The organism is Geobacillus sp. PK12 (assembly GCF_004123125.1).
Classification (GTDB): Bacteria; Bacillota; Bacilli; order Bacillales; family Anoxybacillaceae; genus Geobacillus; species Geobacillus zalihae.
In genome coordinates, this window is sequence record NZ_SDKL01000018.1 from 1 (window position 1) to 21612 (window position 21612).

At 51.5% G+C, this 21612-nt stretch carries 19 protein-coding genes; 11 read left to right on the forward strand and 8 right to left on the reverse strand.

Translation table 11 applies throughout. From position 1 onward, the window contains the following. Window positions 1-363: 363 nt before the first annotated feature. The 7 genes from ETR37_RS07850 to dnaA all read right to left on the reverse strand — a co-directional run bounded on the left by ETR37_RS07850 (window position 364) and on the right by dnaA (window position 10363). Complete coding sequence (locus tag ETR37_RS07850; protein ID WP_014194554.1) at window positions 364-1431, reverse strand: HD-GYP domain-containing protein; 1068 nt, start codon at window positions 1429-1431, stop codon at window positions 364-366. A gap of 145 nt (window positions 1432-1576) precedes the next feature. Then, window positions 1577-4033, reverse strand: a complete 2457-nt coding sequence (gene gyrA, locus ETR37_RS07855) for a DNA gyrase subunit A (RefSeq protein ID WP_011229522.1) — start codon at window positions 4031-4033, stop codon at window positions 1577-1579. Between the two features lie 150 nt (window positions 4034-4183). Beyond that, on the reverse strand, window positions 4184-6106 hold the full coding sequence (gyrB, locus tag ETR37_RS07860) for a DNA topoisomerase (ATP-hydrolyzing) subunit B (protein ID WP_014194553.1): 1923 nt from the start codon (window positions 6104-6106) through the stop codon (window positions 4184-4186). 46 nt (window positions 6107-6152) lie between these two features. Next, window positions 6153-7271 carry a DNA replication/repair protein RecF gene (gene recF, locus ETR37_RS07865; protein WP_012820419.1) on the reverse strand — a complete coding sequence of 373 codons (1119 nt, stop codon included), beginning with the start codon at window positions 7269-7271 and terminating at the stop codon, window positions 6153-6155. An 11-nt stretch (window positions 7272-7282) separates the two neighbouring features. Next, the gene (gene yaaA / locus ETR37_RS07870; protein WP_012820418.1) at window positions 7283-7513 is read right to left on the reverse strand and encodes a S4 domain-containing protein YaaA; all 231 of its coding nucleotides are present in this window, start codon (window positions 7511-7513) and stop codon (window positions 7283-7285) included. Between the two features lie 188 nt (window positions 7514-7701). Then, window positions 7702-8838 carry a DNA polymerase III subunit beta gene (gene dnaN, locus ETR37_RS07875; protein WP_015373695.1) on the reverse strand — a complete coding sequence of 379 codons (1137 nt, stop codon included), beginning with the start codon at window positions 8836-8838 and terminating at the stop codon, window positions 7702-7704. Between the two features lie 172 nt (window positions 8839-9010). Further along, a complete protein-coding gene (dnaA, locus tag ETR37_RS07880) occupies window positions 9011-10363 on the reverse strand; it encodes a chromosomal replication initiator protein DnaA (protein ID WP_011229517.1) in 1353 nt (450 codons plus the stop codon). 478 nt (window positions 10364-10841) lie between these two features. On the opposite strand from dnaA, the gene rpmH reads away from it, so the two are divergent. From rpmH to ETR37_RS07935, 11 genes are all read left to right on the forward strand, one after another. Continuing rightward, window positions 10842-10976, forward strand: coding sequence for a 50S ribosomal protein L34 (rpmH, locus tag ETR37_RS07885; protein WP_003253900.1), 135 nt, complete (start codon window positions 10842-10844; stop codon window positions 10974-10976). Between the two features lie 70 nt (window positions 10977-11046). Further along, window positions 11047-11412 (forward strand): ribonuclease P protein component, encoded by a 366-nt coding sequence (gene rnpA, locus ETR37_RS07890; protein ID WP_011232960.1) that lies wholly within the window; start codon window positions 11047-11049, stop codon window positions 11410-11412. Between the two features lie 73 nt (window positions 11413-11485). Then, a complete protein-coding gene (gene spoIIIJ, locus ETR37_RS07895) occupies window positions 11486-12250 on the forward strand; it encodes a YidC family membrane integrase SpoIIIJ (protein ID WP_011232959.1) in 765 nt (254 codons plus the stop codon). Further along, the gene (gene jag, locus ETR37_RS07900) at window positions 12247-12903 is read left to right on the forward strand and encodes an RNA-binding cell elongation regulator Jag/EloR (RefSeq protein ID WP_011232958.1); all 657 of its coding nucleotides are present in this window, start codon (window positions 12247-12249) and stop codon (window positions 12901-12903) included. The genes spoIIIJ and jag overlap by 4 nt, the downstream gene beginning before the upstream one ends. 343 nt (window positions 12904-13246) lie before the next feature. Next, on the forward strand, window positions 13247-14635 hold the full coding sequence (gene mnmE, locus ETR37_RS07905) for a tRNA uridine-5-carboxymethylaminomethyl(34) synthesis GTPase MnmE (protein ID WP_011232957.1): 1389 nt from the start codon (window positions 13247-13249) through the stop codon (window positions 14633-14635). Between the two features lie 18 nt (window positions 14636-14653). Beyond that, window positions 14654-16543 (forward strand): tRNA uridine-5-carboxymethylaminomethyl(34) synthesis enzyme MnmG, encoded by a 1890-nt coding sequence (mnmG, locus tag ETR37_RS07910; RefSeq protein ID WP_011232956.1) that lies wholly within the window; start codon window positions 14654-14656, stop codon window positions 16541-16543. 23 nt (window positions 16544-16566) lie between these two features. Further along, complete coding sequence (rsmG, locus tag ETR37_RS07915) at window positions 16567-17283, forward strand: 16S rRNA (guanine(527)-N(7))-methyltransferase RsmG (RefSeq protein ID WP_011232955.1); 717 nt, start codon at window positions 16567-16569, stop codon at window positions 17281-17283. 159 nt (window positions 17284-17442) lie between these two features. Then, window positions 17443-18288 carry a nucleoid occlusion protein gene (gene noc / locus ETR37_RS07920; RefSeq protein ID WP_033005539.1) on the forward strand — a complete coding sequence of 282 codons (846 nt, stop codon included), beginning with the start codon at window positions 17443-17445 and terminating at the stop codon, window positions 18286-18288. A gap of 125 nt (window positions 18289-18413) precedes the next feature. Further along, window positions 18414-19175: a ParA family protein gene (locus ETR37_RS07925; protein ID WP_011232953.1), complete on the forward strand. Its 762-nt coding sequence runs from the start codon at window positions 18414-18416 to the stop codon at window positions 19173-19175. Next, window positions 19168-20037, forward strand: coding sequence for a ParB/RepB/Spo0J family partition protein (locus ETR37_RS07930; RefSeq protein ID WP_033005541.1), 870 nt, complete (start codon window positions 19168-19170; stop codon window positions 20035-20037). Before ETR37_RS07925 ends, ETR37_RS07930 begins: the two co-directional genes overlap by 8 nt. 54 nt (window positions 20038-20091) lie before the next feature. Further along, window positions 20092-20793: a DUF554 domain-containing protein gene (locus ETR37_RS07935; RefSeq protein WP_033005544.1), complete on the forward strand. Its 702-nt coding sequence runs from the start codon at window positions 20092-20094 to the stop codon at window positions 20791-20793. 72 nt (window positions 20794-20865) lie between these two features. Here the strand turns inward: ETR37_RS07935 and yyaC are convergent, their stop codons facing one another. Beyond that, window positions 20866-21489 (reverse strand): spore protease YyaC, encoded by a 624-nt coding sequence (yyaC, locus tag ETR37_RS07940; RefSeq protein WP_015376128.1) that lies wholly within the window; start codon window positions 21487-21489, stop codon window positions 20866-20868. Window positions 21490-21612: the final 123 nt, after the last annotated feature.

Here is a 21612-nt window from a genome sequence, read left to right on the forward strand (position 1 = left end):
TTGTCCAGCTTCGGCGCCTCGCTCTCTTCTGCCAAATCACCTTCCCCCTCGGGGTGCAAGCACCACTAAGGGTGAAGAACATTTGGCTTCGAGATCGCCAGGATGGCGATATTTCGCCGTTGCCCGCAGGACGCGGGCTGCCTTTAGGCGAAATTACGGCGCCTCCGCTTTTCTTATGACGCTTGCGTTTTGTTTAGTTTTCAAGGAGCTTTTTCGCTGTCCCTTAATGATGACAGCTATTAAATAATAACCCATGGACAACGAAAAGTCAACAACTTTTTTATTTCTTTACCGTCACAAGCAATGTTGATTGTATCATGTGGATGTTGTTTAGGCAATAGTATTTTTTGGAACTGACACTGATCAACCTTGCACCATTTCCTCGATATATATGTCCCGCTGAACGCTTAGTGACAGCAACTGTCCGGTTTCGATGATCTTGACGATCGGCCGGGCTGGCTCGTCCGAAGGAATAAACATCACTTCAGCCATTTCGCCGTTGGAGAGTTTGACGACGGCTCCTGTTTGTAGGCCGATGAGATTGTTCACCAGCGCGGCGACAGCTTCTGTACTCAGTTTGCCGAACTGCTCCCTTTGCATCGTTTCAATGGCCCGAAACGGCGACTGTTTGCGACGGTATAACCGTTCTGAAGTCATGGCATGGTAGACATCAGCGACGGCAACGATCTGGCTGTAAGGGTGAATTCTTTCTGCTTTTACTCCGAGCGGGTAGCCGCTGCCGTCATTTCGTTCATGATGTTGCAACACAGCAAGTTTTGCCCCATGGTTTAGCGCAGGGATTTTTTGCACCATGCGGTAGCTGAAGACAGGGTGCTGCTTTACTTCATTGAACTCGGCTTCAGTGAGCGCCGACGGATTTGTCAAAATTCTCTTACTTACTTTCGCCATGCCACAGTCTGCTAGCACACCGGCAAGGGCGATTTGGTGGCATTCCCCTTCGCTGTATCCAAGCTGCATGGCCAAAAAGCCCGCGAGCAGCCCGACGCTGACGGCATGATGGTGCAAATATTCGTCCTTTGTTGCGTAATGATGCAACATAAGCAACTCCCGTTTTTGGCCCGCCATTCGTTCAAAAAGCGAAATGATGACCCCTCTGATTTCGCCGATATCAACCGGCAAACCGGCTTGCCACGATTGAAACCATGTTTTGTATCGTTGGACCGCCTCTAAGTAGAAAGCCATCGGCTGTTTGGCAACCGCCGTTGATGCGGAATCGACGTTGGGAAATGGTTCACCGTTAGCAAGCAATGGTTCAACGTCCACTTCCTCAACGAGGAATTTTTCAAGTACGAGTAGCAACGGTTTCGTGATCACGGTGTTTTTCGGTATAATTGGACGTTTCGTCTTGCCGAGCACATCTTCAGCGAGCACGCATCCTTCGCGAAGCTGGGAGCGTTTCACACGGACCATCGATTAGTGCCCCCTTTGTCTTTTTTTCTCTGTATTTCTATCGTAACATGATTTTGGCCGCGATGGCAGGCTTTTGAAACAGAAAAACGACGCCCCGCGCCTATAGGCGAAGCGCCGTTTCCGTTAGGCTGAATGATCTTCTTCTTTATTCCTCGTCCCTTTCTTCCTCAGGCACTTTCGCCACCGTAGCGACGCACTCATGCCCATCTTCGCCAGAGAGGCGAATGAGCTTAACGCCTTGGGCGATTCTTCCCGTCCGAGAAATATCGCTGACGGCAATGCGAATGAGCACGCCGCCGGTCGTGATCACCATGACGTCTTCATTGCCGACGACGGTTGTCACCGCAACGACAGGACCGTTTTTATCCGTGACGTTGCACGTTTTCAATCCTTTGCCCCCGCGGCTTTGCACGCGGTATTCCGAGGCCGGAGTGCGCTTGCCGAACCCTTTTTTCGTGACGACAAGCACATCATGATGGTCTTCTAAAATTTCCATGCCAACTACTTCATCCCCGTCATCAAGCGTGATCGCTTTGACTCCAGTCGCGCTGCGGCCCATCGCCCGCACGTCGGTTTCCGGAAAACGGATGAGCATGCCGTTTTTCGTACCGATGATCAAATGCTTTTTGCCATCCGTCAGCCGGACAGAAATCAGTTCATCCCCTTCGCGCAAATGGATGGCGATAAGCCCGTTGTTGCGAATATGGGCGAACGCTGAAAGCGGGGAACGTTTGGCAATTCCTTGCTTTGTCGCAAACACGAGGTAGCGTTCATCGCTAAACTCGCTTTCAATCGGAATCATGGCGTTGATCCACTCATCTTTATCGAGCTCAAGCAAGTTGATGATGGGCAGCCCTTTGGCTGTGCGGCCGAATTCCGGAATCTCGTAGCCTTTTGCCTGATATACTTTCCCTTTATTCGTGAAAAACAGCACGGTGTCATGAGTCGACGTAATGAGCAAATGTTCGACAAAATCGTCTTCCGCCGTATGCATGCCTTGCACGCCCCGTCCGCCGCGTTTTTGGCTCCGGTACGTCGATAAAGGCAAGCGCTTGATGTAGCCTTTATGAGTAAGCGTGATGACGACATGCTCTTGTGGAATTAAATCCTCGTCATCGAACTGCTCAACGGCTCCTGAAACGATTTCCGTGCGCCGCTCATCGTTGAACCGCTCCTTAATTTCGCTCAGTTCATCGCGAATGATTTGCAATACTTTCTCTTCGTCGGCCAATACGCCTCTCAGTTCTGCGATCAGACGGACAAGGTCTTGGTATTCTTGTTCGATTTTTTCCCGCTCAAGGCCGGTTAACCGTTGCAGGCGCATATCCAAAATCGCCTGCGCTTGCCGTTCACTGAGTGAGAACCGCGCCATCAGCCCTTCGCGCGCCGCCTCCGTTGTCTGTGAGCGGCGGATGAGGTCGATCACTTCATCCAAATGGTCAAGGGCGATGCGCAACCCTTCCAGAATGTGAGCACGCGCCTCGGCTTTTTTCAGCTCAAACGCCGTCCGCCGGCGGATGACGGTTTTTTGATGGTTTAAATAATGCTCCAAACACTCTTTTAAGTTCAGCACTTTCGGCTCGCCGTTTACCAAAGCAAGCATGTTGATGCCAAAACTCGTTTGCAATGCCGTATGTTTGTACAAATTGTTCAACACAACCTTCGCGTTGGCATCGCGCCGCACTTCGATAACGATGCGCATGCCGCTCCGATCCGACTCGTCGCGCAAGTCGGTGATGCCGTCAATTTTTTTGTCGCGCACAAGTTCGGCGATCCGCTCGATCAGTTTCGCCTTGTTTACTTGGTAAGGGAGCTCGGTCACAATGATCGTTTCCTTGCCGTTTGGCTGCTGCTCGATTTCGGCCTTGGCGCGCAATGTAATGGAGCCGCGACCCGTTTCGTACGCCTTGCGGATGCCGCTGCGGCCGATAATTTGTCCAGCGGTTGGAAAGTCAGGTCCTGGGATGTATTCCATCAAATCGGCAACCGTCATCTCCGGATTTTGGCTTAATGCCAACAAGGCATCAATCACTTCGCCAAGCTGGTGCGGCGGAATGTTCGTCGCCATTCCGACAGCGATGCCGGATGAACCGTTGACAAGCAAATTAGGAAACCGGGACGGCAGCACGACCGGTTCTTTTTCCGAACCGTCATAGTTGTCTTGATAGTCAATCGTGTCTTTGTTGATATCGCGCAAAAGCTCCATGGCGATTTTCGACATGCGCGCTTCCGTGTAGCGCATCGCTGCTGCCGCGTCGCCGTCAATCGATCCGAAGTTGCCATGTCCGTCGACAAGCATGTAGCGGTAGTTGAAATCTTGCGCCATGCGCACCATCGTGTCATACACGGCGGCATCCCCGTGCGGATGATATTTCCCGATCACTTCGCCGACGATGCGAGCCGACTTTTTATACGGTTTATCGGCAGTCATGCCGAGGTCGTGCATGGCATATAAAATGCGGCGATGCACCGGCTTCAGCCCGTCGCGCACGTCCGGCAGGGCGCGCGAAACGATGACGCTCATCGCATAGTCAAGAAACGAAGAACGCATTTCCTGGCTGATGTTCACTTCGCGGATGCGCGGTTGTTCGTGTTCTGCCATTCGTTCAAACCTCCCTTTGAAACCTCCTCCAGTCCGGACCGCCCGGCCAGGCGGACGCGGACGGACGGCGGGCGCCGCTTCGCTCGCGCGCCGGGTGTCCCCGTCGGCAAGGTGAAGCGAGGAGGGCGGCTGATTCCCTCTTTTTTTATCCTAAATGTCCAAGTTTTTCACATAACGGGCATTTTCTTCGATGAACTGGCGGCGCGGCTCAACTTTATCGCCCATTAAAATTTCAAACGTTTCATCTGCGTCAATGGCGTCTTGCAAGCTCACTTGCAGCAACGTTCTCGTTTCCGGATTCATCGTCGTTTCCCAAAGTTGCTCCGGATTCATTTCGCCCAGTCCTTTATAGCGTTGAATCGTCGGTTTTGGCTGGTCCGGCAGCTCGGCAAGGATTTTCTCAAGCTGGCGGTCGTTGTAAGCATAACGCACCTGTTTTCCCTGCTCGATTTTATACAGCGGCGGCTGAGCGATATAAATGTAGCCGTGTTCAATCAATTCCCGCATATAACGGTAAAAAAATGTTAAAAGAAGCGTGCGAATATGGGCCCCGTCAACATCGGCGTCGGTCATGATGATGACCTTATGGTAACGCGCCTTTGAGATGTCAAACTCTTCGCCAATGCCCGTGCCAAGGGCGGTAATAATCGCCCGCACCTCATTGTTCGACAAAATTTTGTCCAAGCGCGCTTTTTCCACGTTAAGGATTTTCCCGCGCAGCGGCAAAATCGCTTGGAAATGGCGGTCGCGCCCTTGTTTCGCGGAGCCGCCGGCCGAATCGCCCTCGACGACGTACAGCTCGCTGATCGACGGGTCTCTTGACGAACAGTCAGCCAGTTTGCCCGGCAAATTGGAAATTTCAAGCGCACTTTTGCGCCGCGTCAGTTCGCGCGCTTTTTTCGCCGCCAGCCGCGCCCGCGCCGCCATCATGCCTTTTTCGACGATTTTTCGGGCAATCGTCGGATTTTCAAGCAAAAACGTTTCAAATTGTTCGGAAAAGACAGCGTCGGTCACCGTGCGCGCATCGCTGTTGCCGAGCTTCGTTTTCGTTTGCCCTTCAAACTGCGGCGATGGATGCTTGATCGACACGATGGCCGTCAGCCCTTCGCGCACATCTTCGCCAGTCAAATTCGTGTCGTTTTCTTTAAAAATTTGCTGCTTGCGAGCGTAATCATTGATAATGCGCGTCAGCGCCATTTTAAAGCCAGATTCATGTGTGCCGCCTTCATGCGTATGAATGTTGTTGACAAACGAATAAATATTGCTCGTATAGCCGTCGTTGTACTGCAAGGCGATTTCTACGGCAATGCCGTCACGCTCGCCAGCGATATAAATTGGCTCTTCGTGCAGCACTTCTCGTGTTCGGTTCAAATGACGGACGTATGAACGAATGCCGCCTTCGTAAACATATTCGTTTTTTCGGCTGTCAACCCGTTCGTCCGTCAGCGTGATTTTTAAGCCGCGATTTAGAAAGGCGAGCTCACGCAACCGAGTGGCCAGCGTTTCATAGTCAAATTCGGTCGTCTCAGTGAAAATTTCCGGGTCCGGCTTAAAACGGGTCGTCGTTCCGGTCCGGTCTGTCTCGCCGATGACTTGCAAGTCGGTGCACGGTTCTCCGCGCTCGTACCGCTGGTAATGGATTTTTCCATCCCGATAGACGTAAACTTCGAGCCATTCCGATAAGGCGTTGACGACCGAAGCGCCAACGCCGTGCAAGCCGCCGGACACTTTATAGCCCCCTCCGCCAAATTTCCCACCGGCATGAAGGACGGTCATAATGACTTCGACGGCGGGACGCCCGGTCGCCTCGTGAATGTCAACCGGAATGCCACGCCCGTTGTCGGCGACGGTGATGCTGTTGTCTTTGCCGATCGTCACATCGATGTTTGTGCAATAGCCCGCCAACGCCTCGTCGATGCTGTTGTCGACGATTTCCCAAACGAGATGGTGCAGTCCTTTCGGCCCCGTCGAGCCGATGTACATCCCCGGGCGCTTGCGGACCGCTTCAAGGCCTTCAAGCACTTGGATTTGGCTTGCATCGTACGTCTGCTCAACCCGTTGTTCCATTGTCATGCCTGATCACCTACGCTTTCTTTGCAAACGTTCAACGGTCTCGCGGTCAAGAAGGAGCGGTTACCGAACCAGAATGGACTCGATAAATAGCCGCTTCTTGAATGATATCGTGCTTAATGCCGTCAATGCTTGTTGTTGTGACAAAAGTTTGCACTTTTTTCCGGATGGCATCAAGGAGGTGGGTTTGCCGAAAGTCATCAAGTTCTGACAACACATCATCCAGCAATAAAATGGGGTAATCGCCTAACTCGGAAAAGATGAGCTCAAGTTCTGCCAGCTTGACCGCTAGCGCGGTTGTACGTTGTTGCCCCTGGGAACCGAAAGTTTGCACGTTTTTTCCATTCACGAAAAACGCGATGTCATCGCGATGCGGGCCGACCAACGTTGTTCCCCGCAGAACTTCCCGTTCCCTCATGGCGGCGAACGTTTCACTGTATGCTTCTACTATTCTCGACAATTCCGCCTTTTCTGATACGTCGACCGACGGTTCGTATCGGATGCAAAGCTGTTCGGCGCCGCGGCTGATTTCATAGTGGATTGGCATCGCCCATTGCTCAAGCAGCGACAAAAACTGGCGGCGCCGCAGCGTAATTTTGGCCGCCAGCAATACAAGCTGCTCAGTTAACACATCAAGAACCGCCTCATCGCTCCGCTCGCGCGCCTGCATCATTTTTAAGTAATGATTGCGTTGTTGCAGCAGCTTTTGGTATTGGCTCAAATCATGTATATACACAGGCGACACTTGCCCGATTTCCATATCGACAAATCGGCGCCGCACTTGCGGACTTCCCTTGACTAAATTCAAGTCTTCGGGAGCGAACATGACGACATTCAAATGGCCGACGTATTGGCTGAGCCGTTGCTGTTCAATATGGTTGCATCTTGCTTTTTTTCCTTTTTTTGAAATAAGCAACTCAAGCGTTAACGACCCGCTTCGTTTTTCCGCTCTTCCTTCTATTTTAGCATACTCTTCATTCCAACGGATAAGGTCTTTATCGTTGGACGTGCGGTGCGACTTCGCCATAGCCAAAACATAAATGGCCTCCATCATGTTCGTCTTTCCTTGGGCATTTTCTCCTAAGATGACGTTCACGCCCTCGCCGAAATTCAGCGTTTCATACTCATAATTCCGGTAATTCGTCAACGTTAAGTTGGTCAAAAACACCGAACCTTCACCTACTCCGCTTTTACGACGACGAACGTGCCAAACGGTTCAATGTCGATCCGGTCGCCGTCTCTCAGCTTTCGCCCGCGCCGGTTTTCCCGTTCTCCATTGACAAGCACGTGATGTTCCTGCAAAAACCATTTGGCCGCACCGCCAGTATCGATCAATCGCACAAGTTTCAAAAGCTGCCCCAGCGTAATCGTTTCCGTTGTAATCGTCACCCGTTGTTCCATCCGTGTCATCGCTCGCTTTCCTTCAAACTGCCTATTCTTTTATTTTACCGGAAAATCCGCCCACTCGCAAAGAAAGCCGATGAGAAGGATGGGCATAGATGTTGCCCGCCTTCTCATCGGACTTGAGAAAAAGCAGCGTTGTCGGGCGGCTTTTGCCCTTGAAGCTGAATGGTTTTCGCCAATAGGAGGGCGGTGGGTCAATATGTTCTCACCGGCAAAATGAGCTGAAGCATCGAATCGGTATGAAGCGGGCGCAACAGGAACGGCCGCATGGCCCCAGTGAAGCTGATTTGAATGTCTGTTCCATCAAGCGCCCGCAACGCGTCCATCATATATTTCGCGCTGAACGAAATGTTCAACTCTTCCCCTTCAAGAGACTCCGTTTGCAGCTGCTCCGTCACTTTCCCGATCTCCGGAGAAATCGAAGAAATTTCGAGCATTCCTCCAGGAAGCGTCGTCAGTTTCACAACGTTGTTCCTTCCTTCTCGAGCAAGCAAGGACGCTCGGTCGATTGCCTGCAGAAACTCTTTTGCATTGACGATCATGGTCGTTTTGCTTTCTGTTGGAATCAAGCGGGCCGTCTCCGGATAGTTGCCGTCAAGCAGCCGGGAAAAGAAGAGAAGGTGCTCGGCCTTAAATAGCACTTGATTGGCTGTCATGACGATGTCCACCGGGTGGTTGCCGTCATCCAAAATTTTGCTGAGCTCATTAAGACTTTTTCCAGGGATGACGACGTTGTATGATACTTCATTTTCCGACTCAATTTTCACTTTGCGCATGGCTAAGCGATGACTGTCGGTCGCTGTGCAGACAAGCTCGCCATGTTCAACTTTCCAGTTGACACCTGTCAAGATTGGGCGCGTTTCCGATGTAGAAACGGCGAATACCGTTTGCCGAATCACGGTTTTCAATAAATCAGCCGGGATTTGAAACACGTTTTCTTCTTCAATTTGCGGCAGGCGCGGATATTCGTCGGCGTTTAGCCCATTAAGGCGGAATTCTGAGTGCCCCGAGCGGATGATCGTCAAAAAGTTGTCTTCCGTTTCGATTTCCACCGTTTGTTGCGGCAGTTTTTTCACGATTTCAGAGAAAAAGCGCGCCTGCAGTACGATGCTCCCCGGTCTTTTCACATCAACGAGCAACTTGCCTTCTTTTTCAAGCGGAATAAACGATTCAATTGAAATGTCGGAATCGCTTCCGGTCAGCGTTACTCCCGAGGCGGTTGCTGTTAGTTTGATTCCGGTCAAAATCGGAATCGTCGTTCTTGTCGATACGGCTTTCATCACGTCTTGGACGCTCTTGGCCAACGCTTCGCGGTCAATGGAAATGTTCACGTTGCTGTTCCTCCCTGTTTCTTTAGATCGTCGGAAATAAATTATGAAAATATAAAAACAAAAACCGTAGTACTAGTCGTATGGCTTGTTAGTATGTGGATAAACAAAAAAAGCGAAGCAAGCACAGCCTGTCCACATGTGGATAAGCTGTGCATAAAACTGAGACAGTTGTTCACAGTTGCTTCAGCTTTTCTTGAATCTCTTGTATATGCCTTTGCAGCTGCGTATCGGTTTGCAAAAGCTTTGATATTTTTTCATGGGCGTGGATGACGGTTGTATGATCGCGTCCCCCAAATTCATCGCCGATTTTCGGCAACGAACAGTCGGTCAGTTCGCGGGAGAGATACATGGCAATTTGCCGAGGGAACGCGACCGATTTTGTTCGCTTTTTCGCTTTAAAATCTTCCATCTTGATGTTGAAATGCTGTCCAACAACGCGCTGAATGTCTTGAATCGTGATTACCTTCGGCTTTGCGCTCGGGATGATGTCTTTCAATGCCTCTGCTGCCAAGTCAGCGGTGATCTCTTTGTTGATGAGCGACGAATAAGCGACGACGCGAATGAGAGCGCCCTCAAGCTCGCGGATGTTCGAGTCAATTTGATTGGCGATATAAAGCATTACCTCGTTTGGAATGTCAAACCCCTCCGCCTTCGCCTTTTTGCGGAGGATAGCGATCCGCGTCTCCAAATCAGGCGGCGTAATGTCGGTGATGAGCCCCCACTCAAAGCGCGAACGCAAGCGGTCTTCGAGTGTTGGGATTTCTTTCGGCGGTCGATCGCTTGAGATGACGATTTGCTTGCTCTCCTCGTGCAGCGTATTAAACGTATGGAAAAATTCTTCTTGCGTTTGTTCTTTTCCGGCCAAAAACTGAATATCATCGATCAGTAGGACGTCAACGTTCCGGTACTTGTTGCGAAAGTCGTCAGGGCGGTTGTCTCGGATGGCGTTAATAAACTCATTCGTAAACTTCTCTGAAGATAAATAGACCACTTTCGCCGATGGGTTATGTTCAATCACGTAATGGCCGATCGCGTGCATTAAGTGTGTTTTTCCAAGTCCGACGCCGCCATAGATAAACAAGGGGTTGTATGCTTTGGCCGGAGCCTCAGCGACCGCCAATGAAGCGGCATGGGCGAACCGGTTGCCGGAGCCGATGACAAACGTATCGAACGTGTATTTCGGATTTAACATGCTTTGTGGGAAATCGTTTGTCTCTTCATACGGTTTCCGTTGCTTTTTCTTAGATGACTGGAACTCTAGTTCTTCATCATCCTGATTTGGCGGAATGATAAACTTGACGGCCAATTCTTCGCCCGTGATGGTGTAGATCGTTTCCGCAATCAAATGAGAGTAGCGAGAATCAAGCCAATCTCTAGCAAACTCGTTCGGGGCTACGATGACGAGCGTGTCACCTCGTAAAGAGTGGGCTTTTGTTGACTTGAGCCAAGTTTCAAAGCTCGGCTTGCTGATTTTTTGTTCAATCTCCGCGAGCACGCGATCCCATAAGTCATGGATATTTTCCACCCGTTGCCCCTCCCTTAAGTCAGAGGATGATCGTTTGTTTAAAAAAATAAGTTTGTGGAAAAAGCATATTAAGGAAATAAAGAAGCTTTTCGACAAAATCCACCATCTGTGGGTAACATTATTAACGCGTTGTGAAAAAACTATCCACAATCTATCCACAAAATGTGGATAGACTCATCTTATCCACATAATTATCCATAGTGAAAACACAATAATAATAGCAAATAAAGCGGCTTGTTGCAACGGGATTTTTTTGATTATCCACAAAATGGACAGGGTGTGAAAAAATCATTATCCACACCATTGAACATGTGAAAAAAATGTCGATAAATGTTGTGGATTGTTGATAGGGAGAAAAAATTTATCCACAGCGCTGATCAAAGTTGGAAAAACGAAGAGGCGGTTGACATTTGCTAAGATTGTTCAATATAATGAGAAAGACTGCCCGTAACTGTTATTCCCTAGGGAGGTGTCATAGATGAAACGGACGTATCAACCGAATAGACGGAAACGAAGCAAAGTGCACGGATTCCGCGCGCGCATGAGCACGAGAAACGGCAGAAAAGTGTTGGCGCGCCGCCGCCGCAAAGGAAGAAAAGTTTTGTCTGCATAATAGGCCACTGAAGTTTCAGTGGTCTTTTTTCTCAATATTTTGCCGCCGGGAAATGGAGTGTTTGGGGAGAATGAAAAAAAAGTATCGGATCAAGAAAAACGAAGAGTTCCAGGAAGTGTTTCAGAGGGGCGCTTCAACGGCCAACCGCCAGTTTGTCATCTACACGCTTGACCGCCCGGAGCAGCCTTATTTTCGCATCGGGCTGTCTGTCAGCAAAAAACTCGGCAAGGCTGTCGTCCGAAATCGAATCAAGCGCTACATCCGCCAATGCTTCCTCGAATTGAAAGAGGAGATTGCCCCTGGCAAAGATTATGTCGTGATCGCTAGGCAGCCGGTGGCGGAGATGAATTATGCGGAAGTAAAAAAAAGTTTAATCCATGTGCTCCGGAAATCCGGAGGGCTGAAAAAAGGAGGCCAACCGTCGCATTCGGCTTGAAAAAATGCTCCACGCGGCAAAAAAAGATGGTAAAATACATACGTGAACTTGTATATGTGGGAGGAAAAAGAAGGTGAAAAGGCGAATCAGATTCATCATTTTGTTCGGTGCGTTAGCGGCTGTGCTGGCCGGATGCACGGAAATTCACAAACCGATCACCCCGGAAAGCAAGGGGTTTTGGAACGAGTATATCGTTTATCCGCTTTCTTGGCTGATCAAATATGTCGCCGGGCTGCTCGGCGGAAGCTTTGGGTTGTCCATCATTGTCGTCACCATTTTGATCCGCTTATTGATTTTGCCGCTGATGATTCAACAGACGCGCAACGCGAAGGCGATGCAAGCGCTTCAGCCGGAAATTGAAGCGCTCCGCAAAAAATACAGCTCAAAAGACGCGCAAACTCAACAAAAGCTCCAGCAAGAGATGATGCTCTTATTCCAAAAGCACGGCGTCAACCCAATGGCCGGCTGCTTCCCGATTTTGATCCAGATGCCGATTTTAATTGGATTTTACCATGCCATCATGCGGACGAGAGAAATTGCCCAACATAATTTTTTATGGTTTGACCTTGGCGAAAAAGACCCGTACTACATTTTGCCGGTCATTGCCGGCGTGACGACGTTCATCCAGCAGAAAATCATGATGGCCGGCTCCGCTCAGCAAAACCCGCAAATGGCGATGATGCTTTGGATGATGCCGATTATGATCGTCATTTTCGCGATCAACTTCCCAGCTGCTTTGTCGCTTTACTGGGTCGTCGGAAATATTTTCTCCATTGTGCAAACGTATCTCATTAAAGGGCCGGAGATTGCCGCCCATTCAGGAGGAGCGAAAAAGTGAAAGAAGTGACCGCGACTGCCCGGACAGTCGAAGAGGCGGTGCAGTTGGCGCTCGCGCAGCTTGGCGTTCCTCGAGAGCGTGCGGTTATTGTTGTGCTCGATGAAGGGAAAAGAGGTTGGTTTGGCTTGTTTGGCGGCCGGCCGGCGGTTGTGAAAGCCGTGCTGAAAATCGACCCGGTTGAGGAGACGGTTCGCTTTTTGCAGCAAGTCATCGCGCAAATGGGGGCGGAAGGGGCAAGCATCGAAGCCGTCCGCCGCGGCAAGCAGGTGACGCTTCATGTGCACGGGGGGCCGGTCGGTCTATTGATCGGCAAGCACGGGCAAACGTTAAACGCTCTTCAGTTTTTGGCGCAGCTCGTCGCCAACCGCCATGCTGACGAATACGTGTCGATTGCCGTCGATGTCGAAAATTACCGCGAACGAAGGGAAAAGGCGCTGATCGAACTGGCGCACAAGCTGGCCGCCCGGGCGGTGAAGACGGGAAAAGAAGTAAGGTTGGAGCCGTTGCCGGCGCATGAACGGAAGATCATCCATGCAGCGCTGGCTGACAACAAGCACGTCTTGACCTATTCCGTTGGCGTTGATCCGCACCGTTCGATTGTCGTCGCTCCGAAAACAGGCAAAATGTCGCCGAAAAAAGAGGCGCCTCGCTAAACTGTAGAGAGGCGGCCTCTTTTTTTACGGGATTGGCGCCGCCTGGAAGATTGGCGATGGAAATGGGGGGAAACGCTCCAGCAAGAGCTTCTTCAAATGGGGAAACAGCGCAGCAACGCTCTTTTTTGCCTATCCGTCCAGATGATTGTGAAGCAATCACTAGTTTCCACCAACTTTTTTGACGGCCGCCGCTTATATTTTTCAACAACCGCGTTGAGCGCGCCGTATTGTTATTCACATGTGGATAAGTTAAAATTGAACTAAGTGAATATGCACAAGGAAAAAAAGCGGCCAAAACGGGCTGTGGATATAGAGAAAGCGGAGTAAAGAGAGGTGAACAGCTTTGACGGAATTTGATACGATCGCCGCCATTTCGACGCCGATGGGCGAAGGGGCGATTGCCATCGTTCGGTTGAGCGGAGATCAAGCGGTTGAGATCGCTGACCGGCTTTTCCGCAGCCCGAGCGGAAAGCGGCTCAAAGACGTTCCATCGCACACGATCCACTACGGGCATATCATCGATCCGAAAAGCGGACGGGTCGTTGAAGAAGTAATGGTATCAGTTATGCGCGCACCGAAGACGTTTACGCGCGAGGACGTGGTCGAGATCAACTGCCATGGCGGGTTTGTTTCCGTCAATCGGGTGCTGCAGCTCGTGCTGGCAAACGGGGCGCGGCTCGCCGAGCCGGGGGAGTTTACGAAGCGGGCGTTTTTAAATGGGCGCATCGATTTATCTCAAGCTGAGGCAGTCATCGACCTGATCCGCGCCAAAACCGACAGAGCGATGAACGTCGCCCTACAGCAAATGGAAGGGCGCCTGTCAAAATTGATTCGCGAGTTGCGGCAGACGATTTTGGAGACGCTGGCACATGTTGAAGTCAATATCGATTATCCGGAATACGATGATGTCGAAGAAATGACGCCGCGCCTTTTGCGGGAAAAGGCGGAATATGTGCGCGGGCAAATTGAAAAGCTGCTGTCGACCGCCGCACAAGGAAAAATATTGCGCGAAGGGCTGGCAACGGTCATCATCGGGAGGCCGAACGTCGGCAAATCGTCGCTTTTGAATGCGCTCGCCCATGAAAATCGGGCGATCGTCACCGATATTCCGGGGACGACGCGCGACGTCATCGAGGAATATGTCAACGTCCGGGGCGTACCGCTTCGCTTGATCGATACGGCTGGCATCCGCGAAACCGAAGATGTCGTCGAACGGATCGGCGTCGAGCGCTCGCAGCAAATGTTGAAGCGGGCCGACTTAATTTTGCTCGTTTTGAATTATCATGAACCGCTGACGGAAGAGGACGAGCGGCTGTTTGCCATGATCGAGGGAATGGACGCCATCGTCATTGTGAATAAAACCGATTTGCCCCGGCGGATCGATATGGAGCGGGTCAAGGAGCTGGCGGCCGGCCGGCCGGTCGTGGGGACATCCCTGTTGCATGAACAAGGAATTGATGAACTGGAGAAGGCGATTGCTGACCTGTTTTTTGGGGGTGAGCTGGAAGCCGGCGATTTGACGTACGTTTCAAACTCTCGCCATATCGCCTTGCTCGAGCAGGCGAAAACAGCGATCGAGGATGCCTTGGCCGGCATTGACGCCGGCATGCCGGTTGATCTCGTCCAAATCGATTTGCGCCGGGCATGGGAGTTGCTTGGCGAAATCATTGGTGATACGGTCCATGAAAGCTTGATTGATCAGCTGTTTGCTCAGTTTTGTTTAGGAAAATAAGCGAGGAGGAAATGCCATATGGATTACCATGGAGGAACGTATGACGTCATTGTCGTTGGCGCTGGCCATGCCGGCTGCGAAGCGGCATTAGCTTCGGCGCGCATCGGGGCGAAGACGCTTGTCATTACGCTCAACCTCGATATGATCGCGTTCATGCCGTGCAACCCGTCGATCGGCGGCCCGGCGAAAGGAATCGTCGTGCGCGAAATCGACGCTCTCGGCGGGGAAATGGCAAAAAACATTGACAAAACATACATTCAAATGCGGATGCTAAACACCGGCAAAGGGCCAGCCGTCCGCGCGCTTCGGGCGCAAGCCGATAAAGTGCTGTACCAGCGGGAAATGAAAAAAACACTCGAAAATCAAGAGAATTTGACGCTTCTGCAAGGAAAAGTCGAGCGGCTGATCGTCGAAGACGGCGTTTGCAAAGGTGTCATCACTCACACGGGGGCGCATTATTACGCCAAGGCGGTCGTCATTACGACCGGGACGTTTTTGCGCGGGGAAATCATCATCGGAGACATTAAATATTCGAGCGGCCCGAACAACCAGCAACCGTCGATTAAGCTGTCCGAGCATTTAGAAGAGCTTGGGTTTGAGCTTGTTCGCTTCAAAACGGGCACGCCGCCGCGCGTCAACAGCCGGACGATCGACTACAGCAAAACGGAAATTCAGCCGGGAGACAAGGAGCCGCGCGCGTTTTCGTACGAGACGACAAAATACATCACTGATCAGCTGCCGTGCTGGCTGACGTACACGACGGAGGAAACACACCGCATCATCGATGAAAACTTGCACTTGTCGCCGATGTACTCCGGCATGATCAAAGGAACCGGGCCGCGCTATTGCCCATCGATCGAGGATAAAGTCGTCCGGTTCCACGATAAGCCGCGCCATCAAATTTTCCTCGAGCCGGAAGGGCGGGAAACAGAAGAAGTGTACGTGCAAGGGTTGTCAACAAGTTTGCCGGAACATATCCAGCGCAAGCTGCTCGAGACGATCCCGGGACTTGAGAAGGCGCAGCTCATGCGGGCTGGCTATGCGATCGAGTATGATGCCATCGTGCCGACGCAGCTATGGCCGACGCTCGAGACGAAGCTTGTGAAAAACTTGTATACCGCAGGGCAAATCAACGGCACGTCCGGCTATGAAGAAGCGGCAGGCCAAGGCATTATGGCCGGCATTAACGCCGCCCACCGTGCGCTCGGCCGCGAAGAAATCATTTTAAGCCGTTCTGATGCCTATATCGGCGTTTTAATCGACGACTTGGTGACGAAAGGGACGAATGAGCCGTACCGCCTGCTGACGTCGCGTGCCGAGTACCGGCTTTTGCTTCGCCATGACAACGCCGATTTGCGCCTGACCGAGCTCGGCTATCGGATCGGTCTCATTTCCGAAGAGCGGTATCAAAAATTTTTGGCGAAAAAAGAGGCGATCGAACGAGAGAAAAAGCGGCTGCAAACGGTGATCATCAAACCGACGCCAAAAGTGCAGGAAGTCATCCGTGAAGCGGGTGGAAGCGAGCTGAAAGACGGCATTCGCGCCGCCGATTTGCTCCGACGCCCGGAGATGACGTACGAGCACATCCGAAAACTGGCGCCGGCTGACGAGGAGATCGCTCCGGAAGTGGCTGAGCAAGTCGAAATTCAAATCAAGTACGAGGGCTACATCCAAAAATCGTTGCAAGAAGTCGAACGGCTCAAAAAAATGGAAAACAAAAAAATCCCGGAAGATATCGATTACGACGCCATCCAAGGGCTTGCAACCGAGGCGCGGCAAAAGCTCAAACAAGTGCGCCCGCTTTCGATCGCCCAGGCGTCGCGCATTTCCGGCGTCAATCCGGCCGATATTTCGATATTATTAGTGTATTTGGAACAAGGAAGAATCGCGCGCGTGTCGAATGAATAAACAATGAGGGAAAGGATTGGCTTATGGAGGCGACACAATTTCAAACCATGCTCGAAGAGAGGGGAATTCTCCTCTCTTCCCGGGCGCTTGCGCAGTTTGAGCGCTATTACGAACTGCTCGTTGAGTGGAACGAGAAAATGAATTTGACCGCTATTACGGACAAGCCCGGCGTCTATGTGAAGCACTTTTTCGACTCGGTGTCCCCGGCTTTTTACTACGACTTTTCAGCGCCGCTTGCGCTTTGCGACGTCGGATCCGGGGCGGGATTTCCGAGCCTTCCGCTCAAAATTTGTTTTCCGCATTTGCGCGTTTCCATCGTTGATTCGCTGCAAAAACGCATCCGTTTTTTAGAGCATCTGATCACCGAGCTCGGGCTTGCGGACGTGGCGCTTTACCACGAACGCGCTGAGACGTTCGCCCGTCAAAAGGGGATGCGCGAATCATTTGACGTCGTCACGGCCAGAGCGGTGGCGCGCATGCCAGTGCTTGTCGAACTTTGCCTTCCGCTCGTGAAAATGGGCGGGACATTCATTGCGATGAAAGCTGCTTCGGCGCTCGAGGAGCTGAAAGAGGGAAACAAGGCGATTTCTGTGCTTGGCGGAGAAGTGACGGCGACGGAAACGTTCACGTTGCCGTTTGACGAAGGCGAACGAACGATCATTTTCATCCAAAAAATGAGAAAAACGCCGAACCAATACCCGCGCAAACCGGGAACGCCGAACAAACAACCGATTCAGTAGCGTCTTTGCGGGCGGGGGAGGGCTTTGCCGGCTGAAAGAGAGAAACAAGCTGTTTCGCTCCCCGCCTTCGTCCCGCGCCAAAAAACCGACTGTAAGGCGGCGTATGCCGGGCGAGACAGAGACATTTTGGCCAAGTATGTCCAAAGGTGGTGTAGGGGGATGAAACATCCATTTTCGCGCTTGTTCAGCTTTGGAGAAAAAGAACAGGAAGAAATGGAGGAAAAGCAAGAGCGGGAGGAAGTTTGCCACATTCCGGTCAAAAGCATTATTCCGAACCGCTTTCAGCCGCGCACGATGTTTGATGAAGAGAAGATCGACGAGTTGGCGCTGACGATCCGCACGCACGGCATCATCCAGCCGATCGTCGTCCGCGAATGCGGGAACGGACGGTTTGAAATCATCGCCGGCGAGCGGAGATGGAGAGCGGTGCAAAAGCTTGGCTGGACGGAAATCCCCGCGATCATCAAAAACTTAAATGACAAAGAAACCGCCTCCGTCGCCCTCATTGAAAACTTACAGCGCGAAGAGTTGACGCCGATTGAAGAGGCGATGGCGTACGCCAAATTGATCGAGCTCCATGATTTGACGCAAGAAGCGCTCGCTCAGCGGCTCGGCAAAGGACAGTCGACGATCGCCAATAAGCTGCGTCTGCTGAAACTCCCGCAAGAGGTGCAAGAGGCGCTCTTGCAACGGGCGATTACGGAACGTCATGCGCGCGCGTTGATTGCCTTGAAAGATAAAGAAAAACAGCTGAAACTGCTGCAAGAAATCATCGACAAACAGTTGAATGTCAAGCAGACGGAAGATCGGGTGTTAAAGCTGCTCGAGGCGGGGGAACGGAAGCCAAAACCGAAGCGAAAGGCGTTCAGCCGCGATATGCGCATCGCCGTCAACACGATCCGCCAGTCGCTTTCCATGGTCGAAAGCAGCGGGGTGTCCGTCCAATCTGAAGAAGAAGAATTCGATGACTACTATCAAATTACGATTCGAATCGCGAAAAAATAACGAAAGTCACCTTTTGCCTCATCAAGCACTGCTGATGGGGTTTTTTCTTTCAGAAAACAAAGTCATTTTCCTGTTTTCGTGCTAAAATAAAATGGATTGAGGAAGAGATAGAGGTAGGTGGCATCGTGGGAAAAGTCATTGCTATTGCAAACCAAAAAGGCGGAGTTGGAAAAACGACGACGGCGGTCAATTTATCGGCCTGTTTGGCGCATCTTGGAAAAAAAGTGCTGCTTGTTGACGCCGATCCGCAAGGAAATGCGACGAGCGGCATCGGCATTGAGCGAGGCGATGTCGACGAATGCATTTACAATGTCATCATTGGCGACATGAAAGCAAAAGATGTCATTCGACCGACGGACATCGAAAATTTATACGTCATTCCAGCGACGATCCAGCTCGCCGGCGCAGAAATTGAGCTCGTCTCGGTCATTTCCCGCGAAATCCGGCTGAGAAACGCGATCGAGCCGCTGAAAGACAAATACGACTTCATTATTATCGACTGTCCTCCTTCGCTCGGCTTGCTGACGCTCAACGCGTTGACAGCGGCCAATTCCGTGCTCATCCCTGTCCAATGCGAATATTATGCGTTAGAAGGGCTCAGCCAGCTGCTTAACACGATCCGGCTTGTGCAGCGGCACTTAAACTATGATTTGCGCCTCGAAGGCGTTCTGTTGACGATGCTTGATGCAAGGACGAATCTAGGCTTGCAGGTCATTCAAGAAGTCAAAAAGTATTTCCGCGAAAAGGTGTACCAGACGATCATCCCGCGAAACGTGCGGCTGAGCGAGGCGCCAAGCCATGGCAAGCCGATCATTTTGTACGATGTGAAATCGCGGGGGGCGGAAGTGTATTTGGAACTGGCGAAGGAGGTGCTTGAACGTGGCTAAAGGTCTCGGCAAAGGCATCAGTGCGCTGTTTGACAACCTTTCTCTCAATGAATTGAATGGGAAAGAGGAAACGGTGCGGGAAGTAAGCATTCACGACCTTCATCCCAACCCGTACCAGCCGCGGAAAACGTTTCAGCCTGAGGCGATTGAGGAGTTGAAGCAATCGATTTTGCAGTACGGCATTTTGCAGCCGCTCATCGTCCGCCGTGTACCGAACGGATTTGAAATCGTCGTTGGCGAACGGCGCTACCGGGCGGCCAAAGAGGCGAATTTGCCGTCAGTGCCGGTCGTGGTGCGCGAGTTGACTGATGAGCAAATGATGGAATTCGCCCTTCTTGAAAACTTGCAGCGCGAGGATTTGAACCCGATCGAGGAAGCGATGGCGTACAAAATGTTGATGGACAAGCTGCACTTAACCCAGGAGGAAGTCGCGAGCCGTGTTGGGAAGAGCCGTCCGCACATCGCTAATCATTTGCGTTTGTTGTCCCTCCCTCTAGATGTGCAAAAGCTGCTCATTGACGGCACACTTTCGATGGGGCATGGCCGCGCGCTTTTAGGGCTGAAACAAAAAAGCAAAATGAAATCGATCGTGGAACGGACGATTCGCGAAGGGTTGAACGTCCGCCAGCTTGAAAAACTGATCCAACAAGCGAACGAAAATGTTTCACGTGAAACATCGAAGCGGAAACCGCCGGAAAAAAGCGTGTTTATTCGGGAAAGCGAATCGTTGCTGCGCGAAAAATTCGGGACGAACGTCACGATTAAACAAACGAGGAAAAGAGGAAAAATTGAAATTGAGTTTTTTTCTCCGGAAGATTTAGAGAGAATATTAGAACTGCTCGATGTGCGGTTCGACGAGTAAGTCGGCCCTTTGATCAAGGCCGGTTTATTTTTTTGCAAGAGAGGGTTGGACATCATGGTGTTGTTAGGGACGATTGTCAACGGAGTGAGCATTATCGCCGGGGCGTTGATTGGAAAATGGCTTCATCGCATCCCCGAGCGAGTAAAGGAAACGGTGATGGGGGGGATTGGGCTTGCGGTGGCGCTGCTTGGCATACAAATGGGAATGAAAAGCGAACAGTTTCTCGTTGTTATTTTCAGCCTTGTTTTCGGCGGCATTCTCGGGGAGTGGTGGAACTGGGAGGAAAAGCTGAACCAGCTCGGTCAATGGCTCGAGGCGAAAGTGAGCGGAAACGGGCAAGGAAGCATCGCGAAAGGGTTTGTCAGCGCGACGTTGTTGTTTGTCATCGGGGCGATGGCCATCGTCGGAGCGCTTGACAGCGGGCTGCGCGGCGACCATAGCGTCTTGTATACGAAATCGATTTTAGACGGCTTTGCCAGTGTCATTTTGACGACGACGCTCGGCATCGGCGTCATCTTCTCCGCCTTGCCGGTCGTTGTTTATGAGGGGAGCATCGCGCTGTTGGCGACGCAAATCGAACGGTTTGTGCCGAAGGAAGTGCTCGATTCGTTCATCGCCGAATCAACGGCGACCGGAGGTATTTTAATTATGGCCATTGGACTCAATATGCTCGGTTTGACGAACATTCGCGTGGCCAATTTGCTGCCGAGCATTCTCATTACGGCAGCCGCCGTTTTCATTCTTTCACTCGTTTAACGACCGGTTGTTTTGGCCGGACAGAAAAGAAATCCCCTCCTTGAACAGCTGACCAAGAGGGGGATTTGCTGCCTACCATAATGAATGCCGGTCTGTTGAGAGCGGAGGGGCAGCGAGCCGCTCTTTTCGGAGGATGAACCGCTCTGCTTCGTAAATGCCATTGGCGATCGTTTTCGCCATATTCATGACAAGATGGAGGCGCGTATTTTGCAGGACGAAAAACTCCATAAACCCGCTGACATTGACAACCCCAGTAATATGGGCGTCGCCGACGGGAAGGAGCTGTTTGTTGACCCCAGCCCCAGGGCGGACCGGTCCTTTGGCAATCGTGATGGCGCCGACGCTTTTCAGCCGCCCGAGGCAGGCATCGACCGCGATCATGAACGGATCGTGATGAATGAGTCGAATGGCTTCTACCTTTTCTTCCAAATTAACGGCATGGATGGGTTCTTCGAGTGTTCCGTACACGTGGAAGCGAGCCAACGGCTTCTCTTTGAGCATCGTGCCGACGAGCGGTCCAAGCGAATCGCCGGTCGAGCGGTCTGTGCCGATGCAAACGATAGCGACCGGCTGAACGAGCGGGTCGGGAAGCAGTGAGGCGACCCGCCAAGCGATCGACGACACCGCCCCTTGCTCATCGTAAAACACGCGGTCCCTTTCCTCCTTGGACGAGAAAAATATCGATGGTATACTCATTCGCTTCACTCCTACTTTCGTTTCAAAAGTATTAACAGTATACGGAAAATAAAAGAATGATATACATTTCATTGTTCGTTTTCTTGCCTTTTCTTCGCGATAACGGGATATCGGGCTACAAAT

Coding starts and splice junctions, on each gene's coding strand:
- ETR37_RS07850 (WP_014194554.1), bottom strand. CDS start 1,431: ATGGTCCGTGTGAAACGCTCCCAGCTTCGCGAAGGATGCGTGCTCGCT.
- gyrA (WP_011229522.1), bottom strand. CDS start 4,033: ATGGCAGAACACGAACAACCGCGCATCCGCGAAGTGAACATCAGCCAG.
- gyrB (WP_014194553.1), bottom strand. CDS start 6,106: ATGACAATGGAACAACGGGTTGAGCAGACGTACGATGCAAGCCAAATC.
- yaaA (WP_012820418.1), bottom strand. CDS start 7,513: ATGACACGGATGGAACAACGGGTGACGATTACAACGGAAACGATTACG.
- rpmH (WP_003253900.1), top strand. CDS start 10,842: ATGAAACGGACGTATCAACCGAATAGACGGAAACGAAGCAAAGTGCAC.
- rnpA (WP_011232960.1), top strand. CDS start 11,047: ATGAAAAAAAAGTATCGGATCAAGAAAAACGAAGAGTTCCAGGAAGTG.
- mnmG (WP_011232956.1), top strand. CDS start 14,654: ATGGATTACCATGGAGGAACGTATGACGTCATTGTCGTTGGCGCTGGC.
- rsmG (WP_011232955.1), top strand. CDS start 16,567: ATGGAGGCGACACAATTTCAAACCATGCTCGAAGAGAGGGGAATTCTC.
- noc (WP_033005539.1), top strand. CDS start 17,443: ATGAAACATCCATTTTCGCGCTTGTTCAGCTTTGGAGAAAAAGAACAG.
- ETR37_RS07935 (WP_033005544.1), top strand. CDS start 20,092: ATGGTGTTGTTAGGGACGATTGTCAACGGAGTGAGCATTATCGCCGGG.
- yyaC (WP_015376128.1), bottom strand. CDS start 21,489: ATGAGTATACCATCGATATTTTTCTCGTCCAAGGAGGAAAGGGACCGC.